The organism is Micromonospora saelicesensis (assembly GCF_900091575.1).
Classification (GTDB): domain Bacteria; phylum Actinomycetota; class Actinomycetes; order Mycobacteriales; family Micromonosporaceae; genus Micromonospora; species Micromonospora saelicesensis.
Genome location: NZ_FMCR01000003.1, coordinates 590461 through 616995, shown reverse-complemented (window position 1 = coordinate 616995; position 26535 = coordinate 590461). Strand labels below are relative to the sequence as shown.

The 26535-nt window shown below is 70.9% G+C and carries 22 protein-coding genes; 13 read left to right on the top strand and 9 right to left on the bottom strand.

The genetic code is table 11. The features are described from left to right. Window positions 1-3: 3 nt before the first annotated feature. The gene (locus GA0070561_RS15890) at window positions 4-588 is read left to right on the top strand and encodes a TetR/AcrR family transcriptional regulator (protein ID WP_091401231.1); all 585 of its coding nucleotides are present in this window, start codon (window positions 4-6) and stop codon (window positions 586-588) included. After that, the gene (locus tag GA0070561_RS15885) at window positions 585-1460 is read left to right on the top strand and encodes an alpha/beta fold hydrolase (protein ID WP_167362415.1); all 876 of its coding nucleotides are present in this window, start codon (window positions 585-587) and stop codon (window positions 1458-1460) included. Before GA0070561_RS15890 ends, GA0070561_RS15885 begins: the two co-directional genes overlap by 4 nt. A gap of 186 nt (window positions 1461-1646) precedes the next feature. On the opposite strand, the gene GA0070561_RS15880 is transcribed toward GA0070561_RS15885, so the two are convergent. After that, complete coding sequence (locus GA0070561_RS15880; protein WP_091401227.1) at window positions 1647-2363, bottom strand: SDR family NAD(P)-dependent oxidoreductase; 717 nt, start codon at window positions 2361-2363, stop codon at window positions 1647-1649. Window positions 2364-2431: 68 nt separating this feature from the next. On the opposite strand from GA0070561_RS15880, the gene GA0070561_RS15875 reads away from it, so the two are divergent. The 3 genes from GA0070561_RS15875 (at window position 2432) to GA0070561_RS15865 (ending at window position 6306) form a co-directional block, all read left to right on the top strand. Beyond that, window positions 2432-3052, top strand: a complete 621-nt coding sequence (locus GA0070561_RS15875) for a TetR/AcrR family transcriptional regulator (RefSeq protein ID WP_091401224.1) — start codon at window positions 2432-2434, stop codon at window positions 3050-3052. A 112-nt stretch (window positions 3053-3164) separates the two neighbouring features. Then, entirely contained in the window at window positions 3165-4850 is a 1686-nt protein-coding gene (locus GA0070561_RS15870; RefSeq protein WP_091401222.1) for an ABC transporter ATP-binding protein/permease, read from the top strand. Next, window positions 4840-6306 (top strand): aminotransferase class V-fold PLP-dependent enzyme, encoded by a 1467-nt coding sequence (locus GA0070561_RS15865; protein ID WP_091401220.1) that lies wholly within the window; start codon window positions 4840-4842, stop codon window positions 6304-6306. Before GA0070561_RS15870 ends, GA0070561_RS15865 begins: the two co-directional genes overlap by 11 nt. Before the next feature lie 19 nt (window positions 6307-6325). Here GA0070561_RS15865 and GA0070561_RS15860 read toward each other — a convergent pair whose 3' ends face one another. Further along, window positions 6326-6724 (bottom strand): hypothetical protein, encoded by a 399-nt coding sequence (locus GA0070561_RS15860; protein ID WP_091401218.1) that lies wholly within the window; start codon window positions 6722-6724, stop codon window positions 6326-6328. Window positions 6725-7102: 378 nt separating this feature from the next. Here GA0070561_RS15860 and GA0070561_RS15855 point away from each other — a divergent pair, with 378 nt between their 5' ends. From GA0070561_RS15855 to GA0070561_RS15840, 4 genes are all read left to right on the top strand, one after another. Continuing rightward, a complete protein-coding gene (locus GA0070561_RS15855; protein ID WP_091401216.1) occupies window positions 7103-8362 on the top strand; it encodes a glycoside hydrolase family 16 protein in 1260 nt (419 codons plus the stop codon). 170 nt (window positions 8363-8532) lie between these two features. Then, a complete protein-coding gene (locus GA0070561_RS15850) occupies window positions 8533-9555 on the top strand; it encodes a DUF4331 family protein (protein ID WP_091401213.1) in 1023 nt (340 codons plus the stop codon). A gap of 204 nt (window positions 9556-9759) precedes the next feature. Then, on the top strand, window positions 9760-10305 hold the full coding sequence (locus GA0070561_RS15845) for a hypothetical protein (RefSeq protein WP_091401211.1): 546 nt from the start codon (window positions 9760-9762) through the stop codon (window positions 10303-10305). 76 nt (window positions 10306-10381) lie between these two features. After that, window positions 10382-11314 (top strand): COG1361 family protein, encoded by a 933-nt coding sequence (locus GA0070561_RS15840; protein WP_141710383.1) that lies wholly within the window; start codon window positions 10382-10384, stop codon window positions 11312-11314. A 158-nt stretch (window positions 11315-11472) separates the two neighbouring features. Here GA0070561_RS15840 and GA0070561_RS15835 read toward each other — a convergent pair whose 3' ends face one another. The 3 genes from GA0070561_RS15835 to GA0070561_RS15825 form a co-directional block, all read right to left on the bottom strand. Further along, window positions 11473-14427 carry a fibronectin type III domain-containing protein gene (locus tag GA0070561_RS15835; protein WP_208603776.1) on the bottom strand — a complete coding sequence of 985 codons (2955 nt, stop codon included), beginning with the start codon at window positions 14425-14427 and terminating at the stop codon, window positions 11473-11475. Between the two features lie 218 nt (window positions 14428-14645). Beyond that, window positions 14646-14876, bottom strand: a complete 231-nt coding sequence (locus tag GA0070561_RS15830) for a DUF2188 domain-containing protein (protein ID WP_091401205.1) — start codon at window positions 14874-14876, stop codon at window positions 14646-14648. Window positions 14877-14949: 73 nt separating this feature from the next. Continuing rightward, window positions 14950-15609 carry a M23 family metallopeptidase gene (locus tag GA0070561_RS15825; protein WP_091401202.1) on the bottom strand — a complete coding sequence of 220 codons (660 nt, stop codon included), beginning with the start codon at window positions 15607-15609 and terminating at the stop codon, window positions 14950-14952. A 122-nt stretch (window positions 15610-15731) separates the two neighbouring features. Between GA0070561_RS15825 and GA0070561_RS15820 the strand changes: the two genes are divergently transcribed. The 3 genes from GA0070561_RS15820 to GA0070561_RS15810 are packed head-to-tail and all read left to right on the top strand — an operon-like array spanning window position 15732 to window position 19466. Further along, window positions 15732-18170: a PEP/pyruvate-binding domain-containing protein gene (locus GA0070561_RS15820; protein ID WP_091401200.1), complete on the top strand. Its 2439-nt coding sequence runs from the start codon at window positions 15732-15734 to the stop codon at window positions 18168-18170. Further along, window positions 18167-18832: a hypothetical protein gene (locus tag GA0070561_RS15815; RefSeq protein WP_091401198.1), complete on the top strand. Its 666-nt coding sequence runs from the start codon at window positions 18167-18169 to the stop codon at window positions 18830-18832. The genes GA0070561_RS15820 and GA0070561_RS15815 overlap by 4 nt, the downstream gene beginning before the upstream one ends. A 52-nt stretch (window positions 18833-18884) precedes the next feature. Further along, on the top strand, window positions 18885-19466 hold the full coding sequence (locus GA0070561_RS15810; protein WP_091401196.1) for a TetR/AcrR family transcriptional regulator: 582 nt from the start codon (window positions 18885-18887) through the stop codon (window positions 19464-19466). 23 nt (window positions 19467-19489) lie between these two features. Here GA0070561_RS15810 and GA0070561_RS15805 read toward each other — a convergent pair whose 3' ends face one another. Next, window positions 19490-20863 carry an N-acetylmuramoyl-L-alanine amidase gene (locus tag GA0070561_RS15805; RefSeq protein ID WP_091401193.1) on the bottom strand — a complete coding sequence of 458 codons (1374 nt, stop codon included), beginning with the start codon at window positions 20861-20863 and terminating at the stop codon, window positions 19490-19492. A 66-nt stretch (window positions 20864-20929) separates the two neighbouring features. Continuing rightward, window positions 20930-22096: a peptidoglycan DD-metalloendopeptidase family protein gene (locus tag GA0070561_RS15800; protein ID WP_244166258.1), complete on the bottom strand. Its 1167-nt coding sequence runs from the start codon at window positions 22094-22096 to the stop codon at window positions 20930-20932. 242 nt (window positions 22097-22338) lie between these two features. On the opposite strand from GA0070561_RS15800, the gene GA0070561_RS15795 reads away from it, so the two are divergent. Further along, entirely contained in the window at window positions 22339-23523 is a 1185-nt protein-coding gene (locus GA0070561_RS15795) for a low temperature requirement protein A (RefSeq protein ID WP_091401190.1), read from the top strand. Window positions 23524-23567: 44 nt separating this feature from the next. Here the strand turns inward: GA0070561_RS15795 and GA0070561_RS15790 are convergent, their stop codons facing one another. Further along, window positions 23568-24881 (bottom strand): hypothetical protein, encoded by a 1314-nt coding sequence (locus tag GA0070561_RS15790; protein WP_091401187.1) that lies wholly within the window; start codon window positions 24879-24881, stop codon window positions 23568-23570. Window positions 24882-24895: 14 nt separating this feature from the next. Further along, window positions 24896-26422 carry an alkaline phosphatase D family protein gene (locus GA0070561_RS15785; RefSeq protein ID WP_091401185.1) on the bottom strand — a complete coding sequence of 509 codons (1527 nt, stop codon included), beginning with the start codon at window positions 26420-26422 and terminating at the stop codon, window positions 24896-24898. Window positions 26423-26535: the final 113 nt, after the last annotated feature.

Genomic DNA, 26535 nt, shown 5'->3' with positions numbered 1-26535 from the left:
GGTATGCCACGGCAGGGTCTGACCAGCGCGCGAGTCTCGGCCGCCGCGGCCGAGCTAGCGGATTCGGTCGGCCTGTCCCGATTGACCGTCGCGGCCGTCGCCCGGCACTTCGGGGTCTCGGACGCGGCCCTGTACGTGCACGTCCGCAGCCGGGACGCGTTGATCGAGCACGTCGCGGTCCGGGCGGCTGCCACGTTCGCCGACGCACTCGCGATCGCGGTGGCGGGGCGGGCCGGCCGCCAGGCCCTGGTCGGGTTCGCCGACGCCTGGCGCGCGTTCGCGGTCACCCATCCGGGGCAGTACGCGGCGACCCAGCTTCAACTGCCGCCCGAGGTCGGCACCCGGTCGGCCGGGCACCTCCGCATGATCGAGCTGAGTTACGCGATGCTGCGCGGGTACGGGCTCGACGAGCCGGCCCTGACCGACGCCATCCGATTCGTCCGGAGCACCTTCCACGGCTTCGTGAGTCTCGAAACGGTCGACGGTTTCGGGCATCCCCGCGCTGTCGACGCGTCGTGGCAGTCGATCCTCGACGCGGTGCACACCACGTTGAGCAACTGGCCCACCCGGAAACAGGAGCAGCAGTGAGCAGCCACGATCAGTCGGTCGAGTCGGCCGACGGGACCCATCTGGTGGTACGACGACTGGGCGTCGGAGACCCCGTCGTCCTGGTGCACGGCTCGGGTGGCGGGCTGCACTCCTGGGCCACCGTCGCGGAGCACCTGACCCAGGACCACGAGGTGTGGCTGCCGGCCCGGCGCGGATACGGTCCCAGCGACGTCCCGGCCGGCACCAAGTCCTTCCGGACCGAGACCGCCGATCTGCTCGCCGTCATCGAGGCGGCCCGGCGGTCCTCGGGCCGACCGGTCCATCTCGTCGGCGCGTCCTACGGAGCGACGCTCGCGTTGCACACCACCTTGGCCGATCCGCGCGACGTACGCTCCCTGGCGATCTTCGAGCCGCCGCTCTTCGCGGCCGGGGCGCAGGTCGCGCCGCTGCTCGACCGGTACCGTGCCGCCTTCGAGCGCGACGATGCCGCCGCGATGGCAGCGGCCCTGAACGACGTGACGCGGGTTCCGGCCGAGATCGTCGCCGCGATGGCCGCCGGCGCGGGCGATCGGGTGCCCGACCCGGTCGAGGCGCGCCGCTCGGCGGTCGGCTGGCTGCACGATCTGGAGGCGCTCGCACAGGACAGCACTGACATCACCCGGTGGTCCTCGATCACCGTGCCGACTCTCCTGCTGGCCGGCGCCGACACCTGGGAACCGATGCCCACCACGATGAACACCCTCGCGAGGGCGATTCCAGCGGCCCGCTACCTCGTCTGGCCGGGTCAGTCGCACTTCGTGACCATGACGGCACCAACCCTGGTCGCCGACGCGTTGCGGCAGTTCTTCACCGCACAACCGGCGGATTGGCCGAGCCGGCCGAGGCACCGGCGGCCCAGCCGAGACAGCTGACCGCCGTCAGCCCATCGAACGCACCCGGTCGGGCTCGATGGCGGCGACCGGTGACCCACCGGCGCACCAGGCGTACCCCCCGCGCGGGGTGTCTCACCGGTCGCCGTTGGGCAGGATCCGCACCAGCGGTGCGGATCCTGCCCCCCCACATCGATGGGATGTGCCGGCCCGCTCGGTGTGGCGGGATCAGTGACCGGCGTTCTGGCCGCCGTCGACGTGCAGGATCTCGCCGGTCACGAACGGGGCGGACTCGAGGTAGAGGACGGCGTCGACGACGTCGCTGGTCTCACCCATCCGGCCGACCGGGTGCAGGCCCGCCAGCGTCTGGTGCGTCTCGACCGGGTGCATCGGGGTCTTGATGATGCCGGGCGCGACGGCGTTGACCCGTACGCCCCGGGCCGCGTACTCGATGGCCAGGGACTTGGTGGCGGAGCTGAGGCCGCCCTTGGTCAACGACGCGAGCGCCGACGGAACGTGCGAACTGGGCTGGTCGACGAAGCTGGTCGTGATGCTGACGATGTGCCCCGAGCCCCCGGCCAGCAGGTGCGGCAGGACACGCCGGGTGAGGTGGAAGAACCCGGCGAGGTTGACCCCGGTGACCAGGTCGAACTCCTCGTCGGTGTAGTCGGTGAACGGCTTGGCGACGAAGACGCCAGCGTTGTTCACCAGGCTGTCGATCCGCCCGAAGCGGTCCAGTGCGGCACGCACCACCCGCTCGGCGGTGTCGGCCTCGGCAATGTCGCCCCGGACCGTGACGATCTCCGGGTCGTCGGACGCGCCGATCGAGCGCGAGGTCGCCACGACGCCGTACCCGAGCTTGCGGTAGGCGGCCACGAGGTCGGCGCCGATGCCCTGGGAGGCGCCGGTGATCACAACGACCTTCTGGCTCTGACTGCTGTTCATGAGGGAACCACCTTCACTAGACGACTGGTCTACTAAAAGCTAGCCGACCGGTCGTGTATCGTCGAGGCATGGGCCGGACCAGTGACGCGAAGAACAAGATCCTCGACGCGGCAGCCACGCTGATCGAGCAGCGCGGCTACACGGCGCTCGGTGTGGCCGAGATCTGCGCGGCGGCAGGTGTACCGAAGGGCAGCTTCTACTACTTCTTCGAGTCCAAGCAGGCGCTCGCCCGCGCCGTCATCGACGAGCACTGGGTCACCCAGCGCCGCCAGTGGGAGCAGTTGCTCGGCAGTGAGCGCGACCCGCTGCAGCGGCTCCGGGACCTGTTCGAGGCCACCGAGGAGGTCCAGCGCGTCGGCCAGCAGAAGGCCGGCGTGGTCGCGGGCTGCCTCTTCGGCAACCTCGCCCTCGAACTCAGCAACCAGGCCGAGGAGATCCGCGGTCGGCTCCAGGAGATCTTCGAGGAGCAGATCAGCCTCATCGAGCAGGTCGTCGTCGAGGCGAAGGAGCGCGGCCTGGCGGGCCCGACGGTCGACAGCCGGGAGGCCGCCCGATCGATCGTCGCCCAGATCGAGGGTCGGGTCCTGCTCGCGAAGTTGCTCAACGACCCAACCCAGTTGGAGACGCTGTGGCGCAACTGCCTTGATCTCCTCCAGGTGCCGGCGCAGGCGCGGACCACCACCGGCTGAACGGACGACGGTCGTTGACCGTCCACTCTGGGCGCACTGCTCGGCCGCTCAGTAGCATCGGCGAGGCACGATATTCAGGCGGACCACTACCCGACCGGATCGAGCACTCGACATGACGACCGAGCAGACCACGTCTCCCCCGCGTGCCGGTGTCGGCATCGCCGCTCAGGGGCTGGGCCAGAGCGTCCGGAGCGGTCGCCAGATCCTGACCGACATCTCGCTGAGCATCGCGCCGGGTGAGCTGGTCGCGATCATCGGCGCCAGCGGCGCCGGTAAGACCACCCTGCTGGAGATCCTCGCCGGGGTACAGCGACCGGCGGCGGGCACCGTGACGTACGACGGCACCGCCGCGGCCGGCACCATCGGTGTCGTCCCGCAGGACGACATCATCCACCGCGAGCTGCCCCTGGCCCGCACCCTGCGGTACGCCGCCCGACTACGCCTGCCCTCCACCACCGGGCCGGCCGAGATCAGTGACCGGGTCGCGGAGGTGCTCGCCGAGCTGCGACTCACCGACCGGGCCGCCACGCCGGTCGGCCTGCTCAGCGGCGGTGAACGCAAGCGCGCCAGCATCGCCGTCGAGCTGCTCACCCGACCCGGCATGTTCTTCCTGGACGAGCCCACCTCCGGACTGGACCCGGCGATCGCCGTGGAACTGCTCCGGGTGCTCCGCGCGCTCGCCGACACAGGTGCCACCGTCGTGCTGACCACTCACCAGATCACCGACGTGGACCATTGCGACCAGGTCGTCGTGCTGACCCGTCAGGGCCGGCTGGCGTTCACCGGCACCCCGGCCGCCGCCCGGGAGTTCTTCGGCCTGCGGTCCCTGGTCGAGGTGCACCTCCGGCTCGACGAAGCGACGCAACCCGCCGAGTGGCCCGATCGCTTCGCCGAGCAGCGCGCGGCCGAACAGCCGCCCCGTACCACCGACGACGCTGACATCGCCGCGACGCCGCCCCGGCGCGTCGGCCGGCTGCGCCAGTGGGCGGTCCTCACCGCGCGCAACACGGAGATCGTCGCCCGTAACCGGCTGACCCTGGCGATCCTGCTCGGCTCGCCGCTGATGGTGCTCGGCATGTTCGCGCTGCTGTTCCGCCCGGGGGCCTTCGAGCCGACCAGACCCAGCCCGACGGTGACCGTGATGATCCTGTTCTGGATCGCGTTCGGCGGCTTCTTCTTCGGGCTGACCTACGGGCTCCTCCAGATCTGCACCGAGCTGCCGATCCTGCGCCGGGAGCGGCTCGCCGGTGTCCGGCTGGTGCCGTACCTGTTGGCGAAGGTCGCGGTGCTGCTGCCGCTGCTGGCCCTGGTGGACCTGGCCCTGCTCGGGGTGCTGCGCGGCATGGACCGGCTGCCGCCGGTCGGCGGCGCCGACTTCGCCGCCCTGTACGCGACCCTGCTGCTCTCCTCGGCGGCGGCGCTCGCCCTCGGTCTGCTCTGCTCGGCGGCCGTGTCCGACGCGGCCCAGGCGACGCTCATGCTGCCGATGCTCTGCTTCCCACAGGTGCTGTTCGTCGGCGCGATCCTGCCGGTGCCGGCCATGGCGGTCGGCGGTCAGTGGCTCAGCTACGCGATGCAGAACCGGTGGGCGTTCGAGGGTCTGGGGCACACCGCCGGGGTGGAGCGGCTCTGGCGCGACGGCGGCTCACCGCTCGGCCCGCCGCTGCTGGCCACGTACGGCGACAGCTTCTCGCGGCCGGTGTGGGTCGACTGGCTGGTGCTCGGCGGTTTCGTGCTGCTCTTCCTGGGCGCGGCCTGGGCGGTCCTGCTCCGACGGGATCCCCGTCGTGCGTCCTGACCCGACGCCGCACGCCTCCCCCACGGCGCTGCCGGGATACGCCGCCACCGGCCGGATCGACGAGCTGCGCGCCAGCGAGTACCGACACCTGGACACCGACGGGCAGGTGTACCTCGACTACGCCGGAGCTGGGGTGGCCGCCCAGGCGCAGGTTCGCGCCCACCACGACCGGTTGCTCGCCGGCCTGTACAGCAACCCCCACTCGGAGAACCCCACGAGCGTGGCGGCGGGCTCGCTGGTGGGGTCGGCGCGACGCGCGGTGCTCGACTTCTTCCGCGCTGACCCGGACGAGTACACGGTCATCTTCACCCCGAACGCCAGCGGCGCCTGCCGGCTGGTCGGCGAGGCGTACGACTTCGGCCGGACCGCGCCGCTCGTGCTCACCTGGGACAACCACAACTCGGTCAACGGCATCCGCGAGTACGCGCGGTCGGCTCGCGCGTCCGTACGCTACCTGCCGCTGAACGGGCCGGAGCTGCGGGTCGCCGAGTCGGACCTGGTCGCGGCGCTGGACGCCGGCAGTGGCGGCCTGGCCCGTCGGTGGGGTCGGCCCGGTCGGCGCGGGCTGTTCGCCTATCCGGCGCAGAGCAACTTCTCCGGGGTGCAGCACCCCCTGGGCTGGGTGGAGCTGGCCCAGCAGTGCGGCTACGACGTGCTGCTCGACGCGGCCGCCTTCGCGCCGACGAACCGGCTGGACCTCAGCGTCGTCCGGCCGGATTTCGTCTGCCTGAGCTGGTACAAGCTCTTCGGCTATCCCACCGGGGTCGGCGCGCTGCTGGCTCGCCGTTCGGCGCTGGCCCGGTTGCGTCGGCCGTGGTTCGCCGGCGGCACGATCCGCGCGGTGAGCGTGCAGGGCGACTGGCACCGACCGATGGACGACGAGTCGGCGTTCGAGGACGGCACCCTCAACTTCCTGAGCATCCCGGACGTGGAGTTCGGGTTGCGCTGGCTCGACTCGATCGGTGTGGACCTCGTCCACGCCCGGGTCGGCCTGCTCACCGAGTGGCTGCTGGAGCGGCTGGCCACCCTGCGCCACGACACCGGCGGCCCGCTGGTCCAGGTGTACGGGCCGACGACGGGTGCGGGGCGCGGTGGCACGGTGACCTTCAACCTCCGTCACCCGGACGGCACGCTGGTCGACGAACGGCTCGTGGCGCGGGAGGCGGCAACGGCCGGGCTCTCCCTGCGTACCGGCTGTTTCTGCAACCCGGGCGCGGCCGAGGGCGCGTTCGGGATGAGCCGGACGTCGATGCGGCAGCGGCTGTTGGCGGGGGTCGACACGATCGACCAGTACCTCGCCGCGCTGGGGCTACCGACCGGCGGCGCGGTCCGCATCTCGTTCGGACTGGCCTCGATTGCGACCGACGCGGAGCGCCTCGTCGACTTCGTCCAGTCGACCTACCTCAACCGGAGTGCCGGCACGGAGTCACCACTGCCACCTCGGCTGCGCTGCTGACCTGCCCCGACCCCGCCGACTAGCTGACCTGGGCCACCGGCGCCGGGCGGTGCTTGATTTCCTCCATGAACGGGAACCGGGCGGTCAGCTCGGCGAACGTCAGGCCGGCCCGCCAGGCAGCGGCCACCTGGGCGACCTGCACCAGGTCCATGACGTCACCGCGGGCGAGAACCTCTCCCGAGACGCGCAGGTCAATCATGAAGTACCGGGCCTGCGACCCCAGCCCCACGCAGACCACGCCCTCGTCGGAGTGCAGCTCGGCGCAGGTGAACCGGGCCCGCCCCTGCTCTGGCGCGGTCACCCGGCCGATGTCGAGCCCGTGGCGGGCAGCGGTTTCGATCAGCGCGGGGGCCAGGCCACCCTGCTCGACCAGATCCGGGTAGAGGCGCACACCCAGCGCCGTCGACGCCTCGCTCATGACTGACTCCCACTTCCTTGTGACAGAGACCAGCAGCGCGCAGGTTACGGGAAAGTTTCCGGCACGCCTCGTCATCCTGTCCCGCGTGGACGCCCCACGGCAATAGGAAGGGTCGATTCGACCGCTATCGAGTAACGCTCGACCGCGCCGAACTCCTTTCGATGGGTCGGCGTCGTCCATCTCGGAGGCATCGAGCGATGCGACGGCGACGACCGGGGTCGGCGCTCCGCCGCTCACTGGTCAGCATCGGGCGGTAACGGACGGTCGTGATATTGGAAACACTCTTGACAGAAAGACATTATATCGACATGCTTCGCTTTAGAGAGCGCTCTCTATCCTGGCAAACCGCCTCCACCACCCCAAGCTGAGGAGCCTCCCGTGTTCACAGCCCGGCCCAGCCTCCGCTTCCGCCCCCTCGTACTCCTGGCGGCCGCCCTCGTCGCGACCGCGACGGCGCTCGTCGTCCCGGCGCACCCCGACCGGGCCGAGGCCGCCATCGGCCCCATCAGTTGGCAGGACGAGTTCAACTCCCCCGCCGGCACGCCCGTCGACCAGAACAAGTGGCGGTTCGACACCGGCGGCGGAGGCTGGGGCAACAACGAGCGGCAGTACTACACGAACAGCACCAGCAACGCCGTCCACGACGGCCAGGGCAACCTGGTCATCACCGCCCGCCGGGACAATCCCGCCAACTACCAGTGCCACTACGGGCGCTGCGAGTACACGTCGGCGCGGTTGCTGACGGCGGCCACCTTCACCCAGACGTACGGGCGGTTCGAGGCCCGGATCAAGATCCCGCGTGGTCAGGGCATCTGGCCGGCCTTCTGGATGCTCGGCACCGGCGGCGGGTGGCCCGACGCCGGCGAGATCGACGTCATGGAGAACATCGGCCGGGAGCCCAACACCGTCTACGGCACCGTGCACGGGCCCGGCTACTCCGGCGGCGGCGGCATCACGGGCAGCCGTACCCTTGGCGCGCCTCTCGCCGACACCTTCCACACCTACCGGGTGGACTGGGAGCCGAACGTCATCACCTGGTACGTCGACGGGGTGCAGTACCACCGGGTCGATCCCGCTCGGCTCGGCGGCAGCCGCTGGGTGTTCGACCACCCCTTCTTCATGATCCTCAACGTGGCGGTCGGTGGTAACTGGCCCGGTTACCCGGACGGCTCGACCCAGTTCCCGCAGCAGATGCTCGTCGACTACGTCCGGGTGTCCAGCTACACCTCGGGTGGCGGGGGCGACCCGACCCCCGGCACCAACCGGATCCGGGGCGCGCAGAGCGGTCGGTGCATCGACATCCCCGGCGCCAACCCGGTAGAGGGTGCCAAACTCCAGATCTGGGACTGCAACACCACGGCGGCCCAGAGCTGGACCTTCGCCTCCGACGGGACCGTCCGCGCGATGGGCAAGTGCATGGACCCGGCCTGGGCCGGCACCGCCAACGGCACCGAGGTCAACCTGGTCAGTTGCAACGGCAACACCGCGCAACGCTTCACCCTCAACGCCTCCGGCGACCTGGTCAACCTCAACGCCAACAAGTGCGTGGACGTACGGGAGGCCAACCCCAACAACGGCGGCAAGCTGCACCTGTGGGACTGCCTCGGCGCCGCCAACCAGAAGTGGTCTCGCATCTGATCACCCGAGCACGAAGGCGTGGGCCGTCCGAGGAGGAACTCGGGCGGCCCACCGCCGTTGGAGTCCCCGCCCACCTCCTCGAACCGGATTAACTCGATGGGCGAGGAGGCCAGGCTCGTGCCCACTATGTTCGGATTAGTCCAGAATCCGGCAGTTCCGGGAGTGAGCTCATGTCGCACCACCTCGATACGCCCCTGGCCGCCCAGGGCGGCCAGTTGTACATCGACGACCTGTTCGTCTTCAACGGTGACCGCGCCACGGTGTTCGTCATGGACGTCAACAGCTCGGTGACCAAGGCCGACATCAAGCGCGGCTTCCACGCCGAGGCGCGTTACGAGATCAAGATTCACATCAACGGCGCCGAGGTGGAGGACCTGACCTACCGGTTCGCCTTCGGCGAGCTGGACGGTGACGCCCGACAGGCCCTCCAGTTGTACGAGCTCACCGGAGCGGACGCCCGCGACGACGCCGCGATGGGCACCCCCATCGCCGAGGGGCGGACCGGCGAGGTGACGACCGGCGGCAACGTCCGGATCTGGGCCGGCCGGATCACCGACCCCTTCTTCATCGACCTCGACGAACTCGCCACCATCAACGGCGCGGTCAAGAACGGTTCGCCTGTGGACCGCTCGGCGTGGCGGGCCGACCAGGCCAAGAACAGCTTCGCCGGCACCACCGTCGAGTCGATCGTCCTCGAGGTCTCCCACGACGAGCCACTGCTGCGCGACGGCACCGAGATCGGCGTGTGGTGTCGCACCATGCTGGCCACCGACGCCGACGGATGGCGCCAGATCAACCGCGCCGGCCACCCCATGATGTGGCCGATCTTCTGGCCCCACGACACCGACTTCTCCGACCCCGCCAACTTCCGGCACCCCAGCAACGACCTCACCGAGGGCGGGGAGGAGATCGCGAACGCGGTCGCCGGGGTGGTCAAGGCGAACGGCACCGCACCGGACCCGCAGGCGTACGGCTGGAGCGTCGCCCGGCAGCTCTACCCCGACCTGCTCTCGTACAAGGTCGGCACGGCCGCGAACTTCGGCTTCGCGGTCCGCAACGGGCGCACCCTGGCCGACAACGTACCCGAGGTGATGTTCTCCCTGGTTCTCAACACCGGCACCACGTCCGGCCTCACCTCGGAGGTCACCAAGGCCGCCCGTTCCGCCACGTTCCCGTACGTGGTCGCGGCCTGAATCCGCTCGCGGGGCTCGGCGGCCGGCACGGCGCCGAGCCCTTGTCGTGCGCGCTTTCCGCGAGGGCCACGAACGGTGGTCCCGACCACCCGGGATCGCGCACGACCACCGGGGTGACGCTCGTGCCATTCCGTCCGTTCTGGGCGTTTTGCGTAGTTAGTCTCTTAAGTGCTTCCCAGGGTTGTTTCAGACAAAGGAGACTCGATGCGTAGAAAGATTCTCGCGGGCTTGGCCGGTGTCGCCGCCGTCGTCGCGCTCGCCGGACCGGCCGCCGCAGACACGACCGGCGACACGATCGTGACCCTCACCGTCGACGCCGCCGGCGGCCTGTCGATCACGGTGCCGGCGACGGCGAACATCGGGAACGGCGTGGAGGGCACGACGGTCTCCGGCCAGCTCGGCCCGGTCACCGTGCTCGACCAGCGCGGGGCGCTCACCCCCAACTGGACCGCCAACGTCGTCGCCACCGACTTCGTCACCGGCGGTGGCAGCTCCGGGGAGACGATTCCGAACATCAACGTCCTGTACTGGTCCGGTCCTGCCACGGCGACCGCCGGTGGCGGCACCTTCACACCCGGTCAGCCGACCTCCGCACAGCAGGTGATCATCAACGTTCCCCAGACGGCGATGAGCCACACCGGCGGCACCGGCAACAACTTCGCCACCTGGAACCCCACCCTGGTGGTGAACGTGCCCGTCGGCACCGTCCAGGGTGTCTACACGGGGACGGTGACACATTCGGTGTTCTGAGCCGCTCGGCCGGCTGGTGCTGCTGGCCTCGGTCGCCCTCGTGGCGCTCGGGGTTTCGGCGGCACCAGCCGTTGCCGTGCGGGAGCAGCGACAGGAGCCGGCCGAGGAAGCCGCGATCAGCATCCGGGTGCTGGACATCCCGGCCAGTCGGGTGCAGGACCCCCGGGCCCAGGTCTACATCGTGGACCACCTGAAGCCCGGGACGACGATCAACCGCCGGGTCGAGGTGCAGAACACCTCCGCCGAGACGCAGAAGATCGAGTTCTATTCCGGTGCCGCGTCGGTCGAGAACAACGCCTTCACCGTGCCCGAGGGACGTACGGGCAACGAACTGAGCGGGTGGATCCGGCTGAAGACCGCCACGATGGAGCTTGACCCGGGCGAGCGACGACCTGTCGAGGTCGAGCTCGCCGTGCCGAAGAAGGCATCGAAGGGCGAGCGGTACGGCGCGATCTGGGCTCAGGTCACCAGCGCGACAGGGCGCACCGGCAACGTCACGCAGATCCACCGGGTGGGCATCCGGGTCTACCTCGACATCGGTCCAGGTGGTGAGCCGCCAACGGACTTCCGGATCGAAGGGTTGGCCGCGGAGCCCGGCACCGGTGAGTTCCCCGTGGTCACCGCGAAGGTCACCAATACCGGCGAACGCGCGCTGGACATGACCGGCACCCTGTCGCTGACCAAGGCGGCGGTCCAGGCCGGTCCGTTCAAGGTGACCAACGGCGTGACGATCCTGCCCGGCCGGAGCGGTCAGGTTCGGATCGAGGTCGACCAGGCCCTGCCCGCCGGGACCTGGGACGTGCACGCGAAACTCGCCAGCGGCACCGTGGAGCGCACCGCGACCGGGAAGATCGTCCTACCCGTCGCGGCGCCGATGACTGTCGCGACGTCCGGCGGGCCGAGTTGGCTGGTGTACACGCTGGGCGGCATCGCGCTGCTGGTGCTGGTCACCCTCGGTGGCTGGTATCTCGTCCGCCGGGCTGCGGGCGCAGTCGCCGGTCGGCGGTGACCGTCGGTCGCCACCGTCGGGGCGGATGCAGTATTGAGCGGTATACCTCAGAGGTATGAATATGACTCTGAGGTATACCGCTCAACAGCGCCTCGGCATGCCGAGCAGCCAACGCGCATGCTGGAAGTTCCGTAGGCCCCGGAGTTGGACCTACTCGTCTAGATGACGGAGTGCGTCACGACCGCCACGTAGTCGCCGACCACCACTCCGGACGGGAGGGTCACCAACAGCGTGGGGTTCCAGGTGGCGGAGTTCGGGCCTCCCGTTTGGCCGGACCATCCCGCGGCCGTGCGCGGGGTGTTCAGCACCGCCCCGGGCTGCGGGACGAAGGATCCGACCCCGGTGCTGGCAAGGGCGGGCCCGGAGGCGTACGTGATGTTGCTGTTGGGGATGGTCTCGCCACCTGCGCCGGAGCCCGTGGCGAAGCTGGTACTGGAGACGACGGTGACCCAGTTGCCGGAGAACGGCCCACGGTCGTCGGTGACGGTCACCGGGCCGAGTTGGCCCGAGACGCCGGTCGTGCCCGAGGTGACGGTGCCGAGCGCCGAGATCGCCGGGACGCTGATGGAGAGCCCACCGAGCGGGGTGATGACCAGGTCGACCGGTCGGGTCGCGGACTGGTCGAACGAGTCGGTCACCCGGACGGTGAACGGGAACGTGCCGGACACTGTGGGCGTGCCGGAGAGCAGGCCGGTGACCGGGTCGAGGGTCAGCCCGGCGGGCAGGCTCCCGGCGCTGACCGACCAGGCGAACGGGCCGGTGCCGCCGGTCACGGTGAGCTGGTACTGGTACGGGTCGTACGCCTTGCCCGGTGGAGGCGGTGGGAAGGTCAGCGTCGGCGGGGCGTTGACCGTCACCGACCCGGAGGGGTCCGACTGTGGGCCGGTCCCGCCGGCGTTCGTCGCGGCCACCCGGAAGGTGTAGGTGGCACCGGCGGTCAGCCCGGTGACGACCTGGGTCGTGGCTGTTCCGCTGAAGGCCCGGGGTGTCTGCGCCACCCCGCCGAGGTACGGCGTCACTGTGTAACCGGTGATCGGCGACCCCCCGTTGGCCGGGGCCGTCCAGCTCACCGTGGCGGCGTTGGTTCCGGCGGTGGCCGAGGTGTTCGTCGGCGCCCCCGGCACTGTGTACGGGACCACCGCCTCCGAGGGTGGGCTGGCCACGCCGGTCCCGTACGCGTTCACCGCCGCCACCCGGAAGGTGTACGACGCGCCGGCGGTCAGCCCGGTCAGGGTGCGGCTGGTGGTGGAGGCGTCGAAGGTGAGGATCGGTTGGGTGACGCCGTCCCGGGTCGGGGTGATCAGGTAGCTGGTGATCGGGCTGCCGTTGTTCGCCGGCGCGGTCCAGCTCACCGTGGCGCTGGTGAGGCCTGCGGTCGCGGTGGGTGTGGCCGGGGTGCCCGGCGCGGACGCGTAGACGTAGTTCGCCGATCCCGTGGAGCCTCTGGTGACGACGCTGACCGTGACCGTCGCCGGGCTGGACCGGGCGGGCATGGCCGAGATGCCGAGCGTGCCGTTCGGGTTCACTGTGAAGCATCCGGCCGCCGGGCCGGAGCTGCACGGCAACAGCACCACCGAGGTACCGGCCTGCTGCTCGGCGGCCGTACCGATGGTGATCGCGGTCGCGCCGGTGAGATTGCTGCCGCCGACGGTGACCGCGATGCCCCCGGAGATCGAGCTCTCCGCCGGCGTGACGGTGACGCCGCTCGGTGCGGTGGCCGGCGCGACGGGCGTGGTGAAGCTGGTGTAACCCGGGTTCGCGTCGATCGACGACGAGGTCGCCACCGTCGCTGTCTGGATCAGCGCCGGCGTCACCCCGGTGCCGGTGACGGTCGCCACGACCGTGATCGGCGGCAGGGACGTTCCTCCGGCGAACGGGCCGTTGCTGTTCGTGCAGGTGATGGTCTGCCCGGACGGGGCGGCGCAGACCCAGCCGGAGCCGAACGCGCCGCGCGGCACGACACCGGTGGGCACGGTCTGGGTGACCGAGATCGGTGCTGTCTCGGTGGCCCCGGCATCGACCCCGGCGGTGATCGAGTAGGTGACCGGATCACCGGGCTGGGGGGTGGCCCCGACCGCGCTGGTCTGCGACACGTTCAGGTCCGGTACCGGGTTGAAGCTCACCGCCCGGACGTTGTCGATCTCGTGGAAGTCCGTGACCGAACCGGTGGAGCCAACCCAGCCGAAGGCGAGCTGCCGGGGGTAGCCGCTGGCGTTCAGCCAGGACGGCGACGGGTACAGGTTCGGCGACACGACCGGAAGGCTGCCGGCCAGGGTCCGCGCCGACCCACCGACCGGGGTGAACCTGACCCGGTACTCCCCGGCCGGAACGGTGATGCCGGTGTCGGTGGTGAACGAGGACGCGGTGGTGTTGGCGACCACCTCGACCGGCACCACCGAGGCGGCCCGGGTGCTGGCGCGCAACGCCACTGCGGGCGACGAGGTGCTGGTGGCGGTGCTGTTGATCGCGCAGTAGCCGACCCCGTTGCGGCCCGGCCCACGGATCACCACCTGGCCGGGGACCCGCGTGTTATTGGTCGAGATGTAGGGCGGATTCGTGCAACCGGTGCCCTGGTAGAGGCTGTTGCTGAAGTTGCCGAAGACGTCCAGGCCGATGCCCAGGTAGCCGTTGGACAGTCCCACCGAGCCGCCGTTGAACGCCGCCGAGTAGCCCAGCGATCCGCCCGACTGGCCGATCACCGCCGGGGACCGCGGGTTGGCGGGGTCGACAGCGGCCAGCGCGAACGCCAGGCCGTCCGCTCCGGTGCTGATCCCGCCGTACTGATAGGTGTTGAAGGTGACGTGCAACCCCTGGGAGGTGGGCACGCTCACCGCACCGAACACCCCGCCCTGCCGGTTCGCGACAGCCGGGGTGAGCCGCAGCTTGCCCGAGCCCTGCGGATCGGTCGCCGTCGGGCAGCTCAGTAGCGGGCCGATGGTCGAGTTGCCCGCCGCACTCAGGCAGGCGACGTTGCTCGCGGTGGCGGCCGGCACGCCCGGCACCGCCACCGCGCCGACGCCGTTCGGGGTGTTGTTGTGGAACGGCTGGTCGAACAGCACGGACCCGGCCGCCCACGCGGGGAGCGGCGCGACCGCGAGAACTCCCACGGTCACGGCTACCGTCAGCGCTGCGATGCGGCTCGGACGACGCCGGCACGGAAACGACATGTCCCACTCCCAGCTTTCACTCCAGTCCCGAGCTGGACTATATCCCCCCAAAAACACCCATATTTCTCGTATGGGGATAAAGCCGGCGGGCTGCCCGGCCGCACAAAAGCGGACCGACCCCCTCGGTCATGCCGGGGAGGTCGGTCCGCTGAGACTGGAAGCTGTCAGCCCTCGATGTCCCGAGGGTCACGGCTGCGGGGGTAGGTGTTCTTCTCCCCGATCGTGCCGTCCTGCTTCTTGATCACGTGTTCGACGCCGCGGTCGGCCGCCATCTCGCGGCCCTGGGCCTGTGCGTCAGCCTTCACGTCGTGCGTGCTGCTGGCCCGCTCCTGGCCCTCCGGCTTGTTCTTCCACTGCCCGTCCTCGTGGTACGTGTCGACGTCACCCTTGGCCATGACCGGCTCCTCCCTGCGTCTGCGCTGTCCCCCGAATCAGTGCCCCCGAGCCGCGCCGGGCAAACTGCGGTCCTCAGGAGACGGCCGGGCAGTTGTTGCTCACCCGCCGCAGGATCTGTTCGCGTTCGTCGGTGGTAATGCCCGACGGCGTGCCGTCGAAGTGGGTCTCGACCTTGTCCCAGCCGCGGCGCTGCTCGTAGTGCAGGTGCGGGGCTCCGGAGTTGCCGGTGCTGCCGAGCCGCCCGATCTGGTCACCCTGGGCCACCTTCTGACCGACAGCGACCAGTGGCGGTTCGAGCATGTGCAGGTACTGCGTCTCCCACTTGCCGCCGTGGTCGATCTTCACCCAGTAGCCGCCGCCGCGCCCCCGTGGGCCGTCCGGGTTCTCCGGGTTCCGACCACCCAGCGAGCCGTTGATGCCGGCCACTGTGACCGTGCCGGCGTACGAGGCGAGCACCGGCCGCCCCCACGTCTCGCCCTCGGTCGGGAAGAAGTCGACGTCGTAGTCGTCGTGACCGGGATAGGTGCTGAGCTGCCACGTCTCGCCGCAGGTCACCGGCATCTGGAAGAGCGGGCGCAGCCCGGCCGGTCGCAGCATCGGCACCGCGACCACCGCGACGCCCAGGACGGCCGCCGCCGCGACGAGCGCGAGGAGGACGCGGATGGCACGGCTTCGAGGGCGGCGGTGGGAACGGGCTCTGGTCGGGCGGCCGGTCGTCACCGGCCCGAGCATGGCAGATCCCGACAACGTTCCGACCCCGAGGTGGCGCACCCACAGCGGTGACATTGCAGTCGCATCGCCAAGCGGGTACGGTCAGATGCAATGCAGTTGTATTGCAACGAGAGTGGGCTGCCATGCACGTGATCGCGTTGTCCGAGGTGACCGCCGAGATGACCGCCCTGGTCGGCGGCAAGGCGGCCGGGCTGGGCGAGCTGATCCGGCACGGCGAGCGGGTCCCCGACGGTTTCTGCGTCACCACCGAGGCACACCGGCTCGGCGTCGTCCCCACGGCCGAGGTCGCCGCCGCGTACCAGCGGCTCGGCGCGGGCCCGGTGGCGGTGCGCTCCAGCGCCACAGCCGAGGACCTGCCGGACGCGAGCTTCGCCGGGCAGCAGGACACCGTCCTCGACGTCACCGGCACCGCCGAGCTGATCGCCGCCATCGAGAAATGCTGGGCCTCGCTGCACGGCGACCGCGCGACCGCCTACCGCGACGCCCGCGGCATCGATCACCAAACGGTGCGGATGGCCGTCGTCGTGCAGCGCATGGTTGCACCCACGGTGGCCGGAGTGCTGTTCACCGCGAACCCGCTGACCGGGCGCCGCGACGAGATGGCCGTCGACGCCGCTGCCGGCCTCGGCACGACAGTGGTGGACGGTGCCGCCGCCGTCGACCACTACATCCTCGACGACGTCACGCGGACCGAGGCCGGATGCCTGACATCCACGCAACTGGCCCGCCTCCGCGCCACCGGCGAGCGGTTGCAGGCCCACTTCGGCTGCCCGCAGGATGTCGAGTGGGCCATCGACGCGGACGACGCGCTGTGGCTCCTCCAGTCCCGGCCGATCACCAGCCTGTTCCCCGCCCCACCGCTCAGCGAGAAGCCCCTCCCCCGCGTCTACCTGGAATTGGGGCACGTCCAGGGCATGCTGCAACCGGTCACCCCGATGGGCATGTCGACCCTGCGGACGCAGATCGCCGCGATGCTCGCCGCGCTCGGGGTGCGGGTCGAGATCGTCGACATCGGCGGCCGCCTCTACGGCGACCTGACCGACCTCGCGCGCGACCGGTCGTCCCGCAAGCGGCTCGTGAAGCTCCTGGCTGTCGACTTCGGGCCGCGCGCCCAGGCGGTGATGCAGCACGTGCTGGCCGATCCCGGGTTCGCCCCGAGCAGCGGCGGCGCCCGGCGCGGTGGGGCACCGGGGGCGGCGTCGCTGCGGACGGCCCGCCGCGCGGTGGTGGGGATCCTGCGGGCGCTGGCCCGTCCCGAGGCCACGCGGACCCGGATGTTCGAGGCGATCGAGCAGCTGAGGGTAAGCTCCGCCGCCCCGGCCGACCTGCGTACCACCGCCGATCGGCTGCGCTTCGTGCAGGCGCAGGACGACGCCGACGACAGCGCCGACGCGATCATGTGGCCGATCGTCGCCGGGATGCTCGCCGCCGCCCTGCCGACCGCGCTGCTCAAGGGCGTCGCCGGCCCGGACGAGATCCACACCGTGCTCGGCGGCATGCCGCACAACGTCACCATCGAGATGGACCTGGCCCTGTGGCGGCTCGCCCAGGGCGTTGGCGAGCACCGCCAACTCCTCCTCGACACCCCGCCGGCCGAGTTGGCCGCACGCCACCTGCGCGGAACGCTGCCCGACATCGGCATGGCGGCCTTCCTGGACGTCTACGGGCATCGGGGCGTCGCCGAAGTCGACCTCGGGGTGCCGCGCTGGGCGGAGGACCCCACGCCGGTCTTCGCCGCGGTCGCCAACTACCTGCGGGTCACCGATCCGCAACAGGGCCCCGACCAGCGCTTCCGGCGGGCCGCCTCGGCGGCCGAGGCAGCGCTGGAGGAACTGGTCACCCGAGTTCGCCGTCGGCGGCCGGTGCGGGGCACGGTCGCCGGTTTCCTGTTGCGCCGGGCGCGGTCGTTGGCCGGCCTGCGCGAGGCCGGCAAGTTCGCCGGGCTGTACCCGTTGCGCGAGACCCGTCGCCAACTGCTGCTCATCGGCGGCGACCTGCACGCCCGCGGGTCGCTGGACCAGCCCGACGACATCATGTTCCTGACCCTCGACGAGGTGCACACCGTCGTACACCAGGGTGTCGATCTGCGCGGCACCGTCACCGCCCGACGGGCCGTGCACCGCCGGGAGCTACGGCGTCGGACAGTGCCGGTGGCACTGCTCTCCGACGGTACGGATGTGGAGACCGTCCTGCCGGCGGCGTCGACCGGCGACGGGACGCTCGCCGGAGTGGGTGCGTCGGCGGGCCGGGTGAGCGGGCCCGCCCGGGTCGTGCACGACCCGGGCACCGCCCACGTCGAGCCCGGCGAAGTCCTGGTCGCCGCGACCACGGACCCCGGCTGGACCCCGCTGTTCCTTACTGCGGCGGCGCTGGTCACCGAGACCGGCGCGATCATGGCGCACGGCCCGACGGTGGCCCGTGAGTACGGCATTCCCGCCGTCATCTGCGTGCCGGACGCCACCCGGACCATCACCACCGGGCAGCTCGTCACAGTGGACGGCGGCGCCGGAACCGTCACGCTGCACGCACCGTCGGCCCGCGAGCAGGAAGGACGACCATGACGGACACCAAGACACCGGCCAGGGCGCGGGTGGGCCCGCTGCTGCGTCGGGCGGCCGAGGCCGAGGCCGCGACGTGGCGCAGCCTGTACGTGTGGGCGCGGCGTCGTCCACTGCCGCTGGGGCCCGGCGACGAGCCGTTCGGCTACCTCGGCGTGGTCAAGCCGATCCTGGGCATCTTCATCGGCCTGTCGGTCGTGGAGATCCCGATCTTCGACGTGGTGGTCACCCACGTGGTGCCGTGGCGGCCCGCCCGCTGGATCGTGCTGGGCCTCGGCATCTGGGGTCTGCTCTGGATGATCGGCCTGTTCGCCAGCATGACGATCCACCCCCACGTCGTGGGCGACCGGGGCCTGCGGGTGCGGCTCAGCTGGGGCGTCGACATCTGGATCCCGTGGACGGACGTCGAGGCGTTGCGCAAGCGCTACCGTTCGCTGCCGTCGAGCAGATCGGTGCAGGTCGAGCAGGAGGGCGACCGCCGGGTGGTGTCCATCTCGGTCGGCAGCCAGACCAGCATCGACGTCCTGCTGCGTCGGCCGCTGACCTTCGACCTGCCGAAGGCCGGGTCCACGCCGGTCAACGAGCTGCGACTGTACGCCGACGACCCGGACGGCCTGCTGCGCAGCGCGCGGGGCACTCCGGTGAGCCAGACCGTCAGCCGGTGACCGCCGCGCCGGCGGAGTCTCCCGGGCCACCCACTGTGAAACGATCGAGGCCATGCCCAAGAAGGTCGATCACCAGGAGCGACGCACCCTCATCGCGGACGCGCTGATGCGGGTCGCCGCGGACCAGGGCCTGGAGGCCGTCAGCCTCCGACACGTGGCTGCCGCGGCCGGCGTGTCCGCCGGGATGGTCCAGCACTACTTCCGGACCAAGGACGAGATGATGGCGTTCGCGTTGAGCGTGGTGCGGGAGCGCAGCCAGCTCCGGGTCACCGAGGCGGTGGCAGGGCTGGGCGAGACCCCGTCGCCTCGGCTGCTGCTGCGCACGATGCTCGCCGCGCTGTTGCCGCTCGACGAACGCACCCGCGACAACGGGCGGGTGGCACTCGCGTTCCTCGCTTACACGGCGGTGCGACCGTCGGCCGCGCCCAGCCTGCACGAGGACACCGCGCAGTTCACCGGGTTCATCGCCAGCGTCCTGCCCGACGGCCACGGTGCCGCCGCCGCGGCCGGCCTGCTGGCGCTGATGGAGGGGCTCGGCGTCTATCTGCTGGGCGGGCAGTACACCGCCGAGCAGGCACTGGGCGCGCTGGACGCCCAGCTGGACCTGCTCTTCGACTCGTCGGCGACCGCCTGAGCGGCCGTGGTCGTACCGCGCACTCAGCAGCGCGGCACGTTCGGGATGTACCCGTCGTAGCCGGTCAGCACGAAGGCGTCCGAGACGTAGCGGTTGGTGCCGATCCGGTTCCAGACGGCGGTCGTGCCGTACGGGCCGGTGACCGTGCTGCCGACGGCCTGGCAGTAGACGGCGACGGTGGCGCCGTCGGCGACCGAGCCGACGACCGGATAGCTGGCACCGGGGCCGGAGCGCACGTTGAGGCTGGACGCCTCGGTGTTGACCGTGCCGGAGCCGATGCCGGTGATCCCGTTCACCAACTGCATGTAGTAGGTCCAGTTCCAGTTCGGGCCCGGGTCGGTGTGGGTGGCACCGGGCACCTCGCGGTGGGCGATGATGTGCGTCCGGTCCCTGGGTATGCCGTACTTCGTGGCGAGGCTGCGGGTGAGCGTGGCCGAGGCGCGGTACATCGCGTCGGTGAACCAGGCGGGGTTGTCGACGAACCCCTCGTGCTCGATGCCGATCGACTCGGTGTTGTAGGTCCAGTTGCCGGCGTGCCAGGCGATGTCCTTCTCCCGCACCGACTGGGTGACGGCCCCGTCGGAGGAGCGGAAGGTGTAGTGCGCGCTGGCCTGCGCGGCCGGGTTCTGGAACCAGCTGACGGCACCGGCGTACGAGCCCTGCGTCATGTGGATGACGATGCGGGTGACCGGGTGGCTGCCCGGTCGACTGGCCACCGTGTAGTTGCTCGTGCTGGCCGGCGCCCACGCGGCCGGCCCGTAGTCGGTGCTCAGGGTGCCGATCCCGCCGAGCACGGCGGCCCGCTCCAGGCCACCCCGCCGGGGCGCGACCGGTCGCCCGGCCACCGCCTCGCCGCGCCCGGCGAACCCGGTCCGCAGCAGGTCGTAGACGGTGTCGGCGTAGAGCCGCGCGACCGACGGCTCGCTGGCGCCGCCGTACCGGACGACCGCTCCGTACCAACCGTTCACGTCGTCGCGCGTCACGGCGGTGAGGCCGGCCTGGTCGGCGTACGAGCGCAGCACGGCCGCCGCCCCGAGCACGTTCGCCGCGGGTTCGGTCCGCAGCGCGGCCGGACTGAGCCGGGTGAGCGCGGCAGCCTCGTCCAGAGTGCGCACGCCGGGGGCGCTCGCCAGGTGCATCAGCCCGTGACCGCCTGTCGCGCTTGGTGTGCGGGCGTGCATGTCCAGCCGCGACTCGGCGTACCCCAGCGCCACCAGCAGGTCGCGTGGCACGTCGTACCGCGCGGCGGCGGTGTCGAACGCGACGGCCAGCGGGGCGGCCGGCGCTGGCGTCCCACCGGGATCGGCGACAGCCGGCGACGCGACCGCGACAACTCCGGTCAGGGCGGTGGTCAGGGCGAGCAGGAGCCGGCCTCCGTGGAAGGTGCGAACGGACATGAGCCCTCCTTGCGGTTACTGAGGGTTGGCGACCGGTGGGCCGCCAACCCGCAGAGTTGAACCTCGTCAGCACCAGCCGTTGATCGGGCCGTTCACACCGGTCGACAGGTAGGCGTCGGACACCCAACTGCCGTCGCTCAACCGGTTCCAGAGCGCCGTGGTGCCGTACCGGCCGGTGTGGGAGGTGCCGTTGGCGGAGCAGGAGATGGTGACCGTGGCGCCGTCGGCCACCGAGCCCAGCGAGCCGTAGCCGGTCCCCGGCCCGGCCCGTCGGGTGAGCACTCCGCCGCCGTTCGCGTCGACCACCCCCTGGTTGAAGCCGAGCGCGCCGTAGTTGTACAGGCCACCGCCGGCACCGGCCCAGGCCGACCCGTGCCGAGCCCCGCCCTGGTACGCGGCGGCGCCGTTGGCCAGCACCCACTTGCCGATGTCGTGGCCGGCCATCGGCACGTACGCGCTGTTCTGCCGGAGCCCGAAGTGGACGTGCCGGCCGTAGGCGGCTCCGCCGCAGGTGACATCGGTGCCGGTGTTGCCCAGGACGGCTCCCTGGCCGACGCTGGCGCCGTTGACGGAGATGCTGTTCCACAGGTGGTAGTAGTCGGTCGAGTAGCCCCGGTCGTGAATGACCCGGATCCACCCCTGACACATCGTGTACGCCGCTCCGGCCCGGGCGGCGCGGACCACCTGGTCACCACCGGCCAGGTCGACCGAGCTGTACGGCGACTCGGTTCCACCCCAGCCGTGCGGGCCGCTGGTGAGCGTCCACGTCTGGCCGACACCGAACGGCAGGGCCATACCGGTCCGGTAGTCCCCGCCCGCGTACATCGGGGTGGGGGTGGTGGTGAGCACGCCTTTCTCCTGGCTTGTCATCAGGGGCGACTCGGCGGCCAGCGCACCGAAGGCGGCCTCGCCGTCGAAGGCGATCCGCCACCCGGCGGGCTCGGACCGGGCGATGAAGATCGACCCGGTCGGGTGGGCGTTCTCCTGTCGGGGCGCGAGCGCGACGGCGGTGCCGAACGCCCACCGGCCGCTGGTGCGGCTGACGGTGATCCGGGTCTCCGGTTGCGCATCGGCGGCGGACAACTCGGCGGTGCCGAGCAGTTTGGCGGTCACCGCAGCGGTGAGCGTGGGGGTCACGGCCGCGGAGGCGGCGCTGGGGGCGGCCCCGATCAGGCTCGTGACCATCAACAGGGCCGCGGCGACGCCGCCGGCCAATCGTCGACCGTTTCTCATCGTGCCCTCACTTTCGATGGGGGTCCAGGCCGGAGCGATGGAGCGCCTGCGGCCACTGAGGGTTGGGGTACTGGCGGGGTTGACCAGGGGTTATCGCGTAGCAACGGAGACAAGCATAAATATTTATGGTGATTGTTATGTAGTAAAACGTCGAAGTCAACGCACCAACCGAAGGTTTTCTACATCGTCCGATTTCGCGCATCGACCACCGGGCAGGGTGATGGACCGACGAGGATGAACTGATGAGCCGTGCCCTTCGATCCCGGCCGGTGCTGGTCGAGGAGGCGCACCGGGCCACCACCTTCGAGATCTTCTTCGACCTGGTCCTGGTGTTCGCACTGACGCGGCTCATCGGTTTCATGGCGGAGTCGCTGGGGCCGCTCACCCTCTACCAGGGGCTGCTGCTCCTGCTCTGGTTCTGGTACGCGTGGAGCTGCTATGCCTGGCTGGCCAATCAGGTCCGCGCGGACAACGGCCCCGTGCTGGCCGGGATGCTCGCGGCGATGGCCGCCATCTTCGTGGCGGCGCTGGTGATCCCGGAGGCGTGGCAACGCCACGACGGTGCGTTGAGCCCGCCGCTCACCCTCGCCATCGCCTACATCGTGGTCCGTGGGCTGCACCTCGGCCTGATGACCTACGCCTCGTCCGACAACCCGCAGTACCGCCGGCAGACCCTGCGCTTCGCCGTTTCCACCACGATCGCCTGGGTCCCGCTGCTGGTGGGAGCCGTCCTCGGCGGGACCGGGCAGACCGTGCTGTGGACCGTGGCGTTCCTCGTCGACTACGGCGGCGGCCGCATCGCCACCGCCGCCAGCTTCGGAGAGGTCCGCAGCGGGGCGCACTTCGCCGAACGCCACGGTCTGGTGCTGATCATCGTGCTCGGTGAGTCCCTGCTGTCCGCCGGGGAGGGCGCGGGTCTGGCGGTGATCGCCTGGCCGGTGCTGCTGGCCGCGGTGTTCGGCTTCGTCGCGACCGTCTGCCTGTGGTGGCTCTACTTCGTGGGCGTCGCCCCAGCCGCCGCGCAGGTGCTGACCGCGGCCTCGCCGCGCTCCCGGCGTCGCCAGCAGTTGGCGTCGGACGCGTACACGTTGGCGCACCTGCCGTTGGTCGCCGGAGTGGTCTACTTCGCCCTGGGCATCCACCTCATCCTCGCGAGCCTGGCCGACCAGCCTCGCGATCCTGCTGGGGAGCCGATGGGGTGGCCGGCGATGGTCGTCCTCTACGGTGGTGCCGCGCTCTACCTCGTCGGCCGTCTGCTGTTCCTCCGGCTGACCATCGGCGGCTCACCGGGGCAGCTCGTCGCGATCGGCGTCGTCCTCCTGTTGCTGCCGGTGGCCCGGATCCTGCCCGCGCTTGTCGCCCTCGGCCTGCTGGCGGCCTTCCTCACCGCAGTGGTCCTCTACCAGCGGTTGACCCGGGTCGTCTGACCCCTCCTCGACAGGGAGATGTCAGACGACCCGGGGCAACCGGTTCAGCTCGCCCTGGCGCCTCGCGCCTTCAGTCGGCGCAGCTCGTCGGCGGACATCAGCCAGGTGGAGTTCGTCGTCCCCAGGCCGAGGAGCACCTGGTCGAAGGAGTTGCCGTCGTTGTCGTCGGTGTAGCAGACGCTCACCTCACCCCAGGGCGACGCGGCGACCGCGAAGTGCTCCTGGCGACCCGTCGTGGTCTGGCTCAGCGCCTGGGCCGCCAGCCGGCCGGTGGACGTGCCGTCCGGGTTGAGGCCGCGCACCCAGACGTCCGGGTTGGTGCCGGACACCGTCCAACCCACCACGACGTTGTCCTGGTCGTCGATGCCGACCCCGGGAGCGATGGCACCGCTGCCGGTGGAGACCGGGACCTCGTCGTGCCGGGCCGTACCCGTCGCGGTGAACGATCGAGCCCAGACACCCCGGGTGCCGGTGTGGTCGGATTCCCACCCGACAGTGAAGTCACCGGCGAAGTTCGCCGCGACCGAGGCACGCTGCTGCTGCCCGCCGCTCTGGGCGTTGGCCGTCCGCCGCGACAGCGCCACGGCACCGTTGGACCGGGCCAGCCGGGTCAACCCGATGTTGTACGAGCCGTTCGCGTCGGCGTCCTCGTCCCAGACCACCAGCGCCTCGCCGGAGGCGGACACCGCCACGTCGGGACGGTGGTGGGTGCCCGTCGTCTGTGAGGCCGTCACCTCGTACGCCTTGGTGGTGGCCGCTGTGAAGCCGGCGGCCTTGACGGTGGCGGGAGCGGTTCCCTGCACGTCCTCCCAGACCACTGTGAAGCCGACGGCGGCGGCGTTGGTGGGCGCGCCGTCCGGGTCGACCGAGACCTTCGGCCAGATCTGCTGCCCGGCGTCGCTGGCGTTGGCCTGACCCGAGCCGAGCACCGCGCCGGCGGGTGACACCACCCGGTACTGGATGTTGTAGACGCCGTTGCCGTCGCCGTCGGCGGCCCAGACCACCACGGCGTTGCCCCGGTCGTCGAGCCCCACGTCGGGGCTGAGGTGTCGCCAGGCGGCTCCGCTGGTCCCTCCGGTGGAGAGCTTCAGTTCGTACGCCGGGGTGCCGTCGCGGAACAGCCGCAGGTAGATCTCGCTGTGGGTGTCGTCCTCCGGGGCGGTGCCGTCCCGGTCGTCCTCCCAGACGACGGCGACGTGGCCGTTGCGGTTCATGGCGATGGAGGGCAGGTCCTGGTCGCCGGTGGCGACGCTGTTCGCGGTGGTCCAGGTGACCGCCTCGGCGGTCATCGCGGTCGGGCCGGGGACCACGTTCGGGACCAGCAGGGACGCGGTGAGCAGTGCGGTGATCACGGTCATGGTGGCTCTCTCCCTTACCCGGCCTGCAGGCCGGGCTGGCCGTCGAGGATGACGAACGAGCGCACGGTGGACGCCGCCGCGCCGTGCTCGGTCACGGTGTTCACCGCGCGGAAGTCCGCCCGGACCTGGCTGCGGCTGATGGTGGTACGGACGTAGCCGCGACGGTCCGAGTAGAACTTCAGGTGCGGGTTGGCCGCCGCGTTCGGGACCGTGGTGCTGCCGCTGCCGTTGCCGGTGGAACTGATCGAGGTGCAGACCAGCTCGATGCCGATGGTGGCCGAGGAGGGTTTGGCGTAGTCGGCCTTGAGTTCGTTGGCCCACGACCGGTGCACGTCGCCGGTGAGCACCAGCGGGTTGCGCACCCCACGTTGCTGCCAGCCGGTCTGGATGCGGCTGCGGGAGGCCCGGTAGCCGTCCCACGCGTCCATGCTCGCCGCCCCGTTCGCGTCGAGCTGCTGGGCGAAGAAGACCTGCTGGCCGAGGATGTCCCAGGTGCCATAGCGCTGGGCCAGCCCGTCGAGCAGCCACGCCTCCTGGGTGGCGCCGGTCAGTGACCGGGAGGCCAGGTCCGCGTCGGCGCAGACCTTCCAGCCGTCCCCGCAGGCCTGGTCGTCGCGGAACTGCCGGGTGTCGAGCATGTGGAAGGTGGCGAGCTGCCCCCACCGGACCCGTCGGTACAGCGGGATGCTGTTGCCGTTGGCGGCGGACGCGGGTCGCAGCGGCATGTTCTCGTAGTAGGCCCGGTACGCGGCGGTGCGCCGGGCGGTCCACTGGGCTGCGGTCAGCGTGGGGCTGCTGTCGTTGCGGACCATGTTGGCGTAGTTGTTCTCCACCTCATGGTCGTCCGGCACCACCAGCCAGGGTGCCGCCGCGTGGGCCGCCTGCAGGTCCGGGTCGGACTTGTACAGCGCGTACCGACGGCGGTAGTCGGCCAGCGACACGATCTCGGCGCCGACGTGCTGCCGCACCGTGGAGCTGCCGACGCCGCCCTCGTAGATGTAGTCACCGAGGTGCAGGATCAGGCCGGGGTTGTCCTCGGCCATCCGCCGGTACGCGGTGTAGTAGCCGGCCTCGTAGTGGGCGCAGGAGGCGAAGGCCATCACCAGGTCGCGGCCGAAGGCGCTGGGCGCCGGGGCGGTCCGGGTCCGCCCGACCGGCGAGATCTGCCCCTGGGCGCGGAACCGGTAGTAGTAGTCGGAGTCGGCGGCGAGCCCGCCCGCGATGGCGTGCACGGAGTGCGCGTCGGCGTACCGGGCGACCACCGAGCCGGAGGCGACCAGGGAGGTGAACCGGTCGGTGGTGGACACCTGCCACTCCACTGTCACGTCGGCGTTGGCCATGCCGCCCTGCCCGTCGGCGTTGAGCGGGGATGGTGCCAGCCGGGTCCAGAGGACCACGCTGTCGGGCGCCGGGTCACCGGACGCCACACCGAGTTTGAAGGGGTACGGCACCGCGGCACGGGCACCCTGGCGGGGTGTCACCGCGACTCCGGCGGTCAGCAGTCCACTGAGGACGAAGATGCGACGGCTCAGCCTTGTCATGGTCAACAGCCTCGGGAACGTCGATGAACGGCGATGGCTGCGGGGCGGAATCCGACATGACGGAATGCTGTCCGCGCCAAGGCGTTCAGGTGTCCGGACCGCCGGGGCCGGGA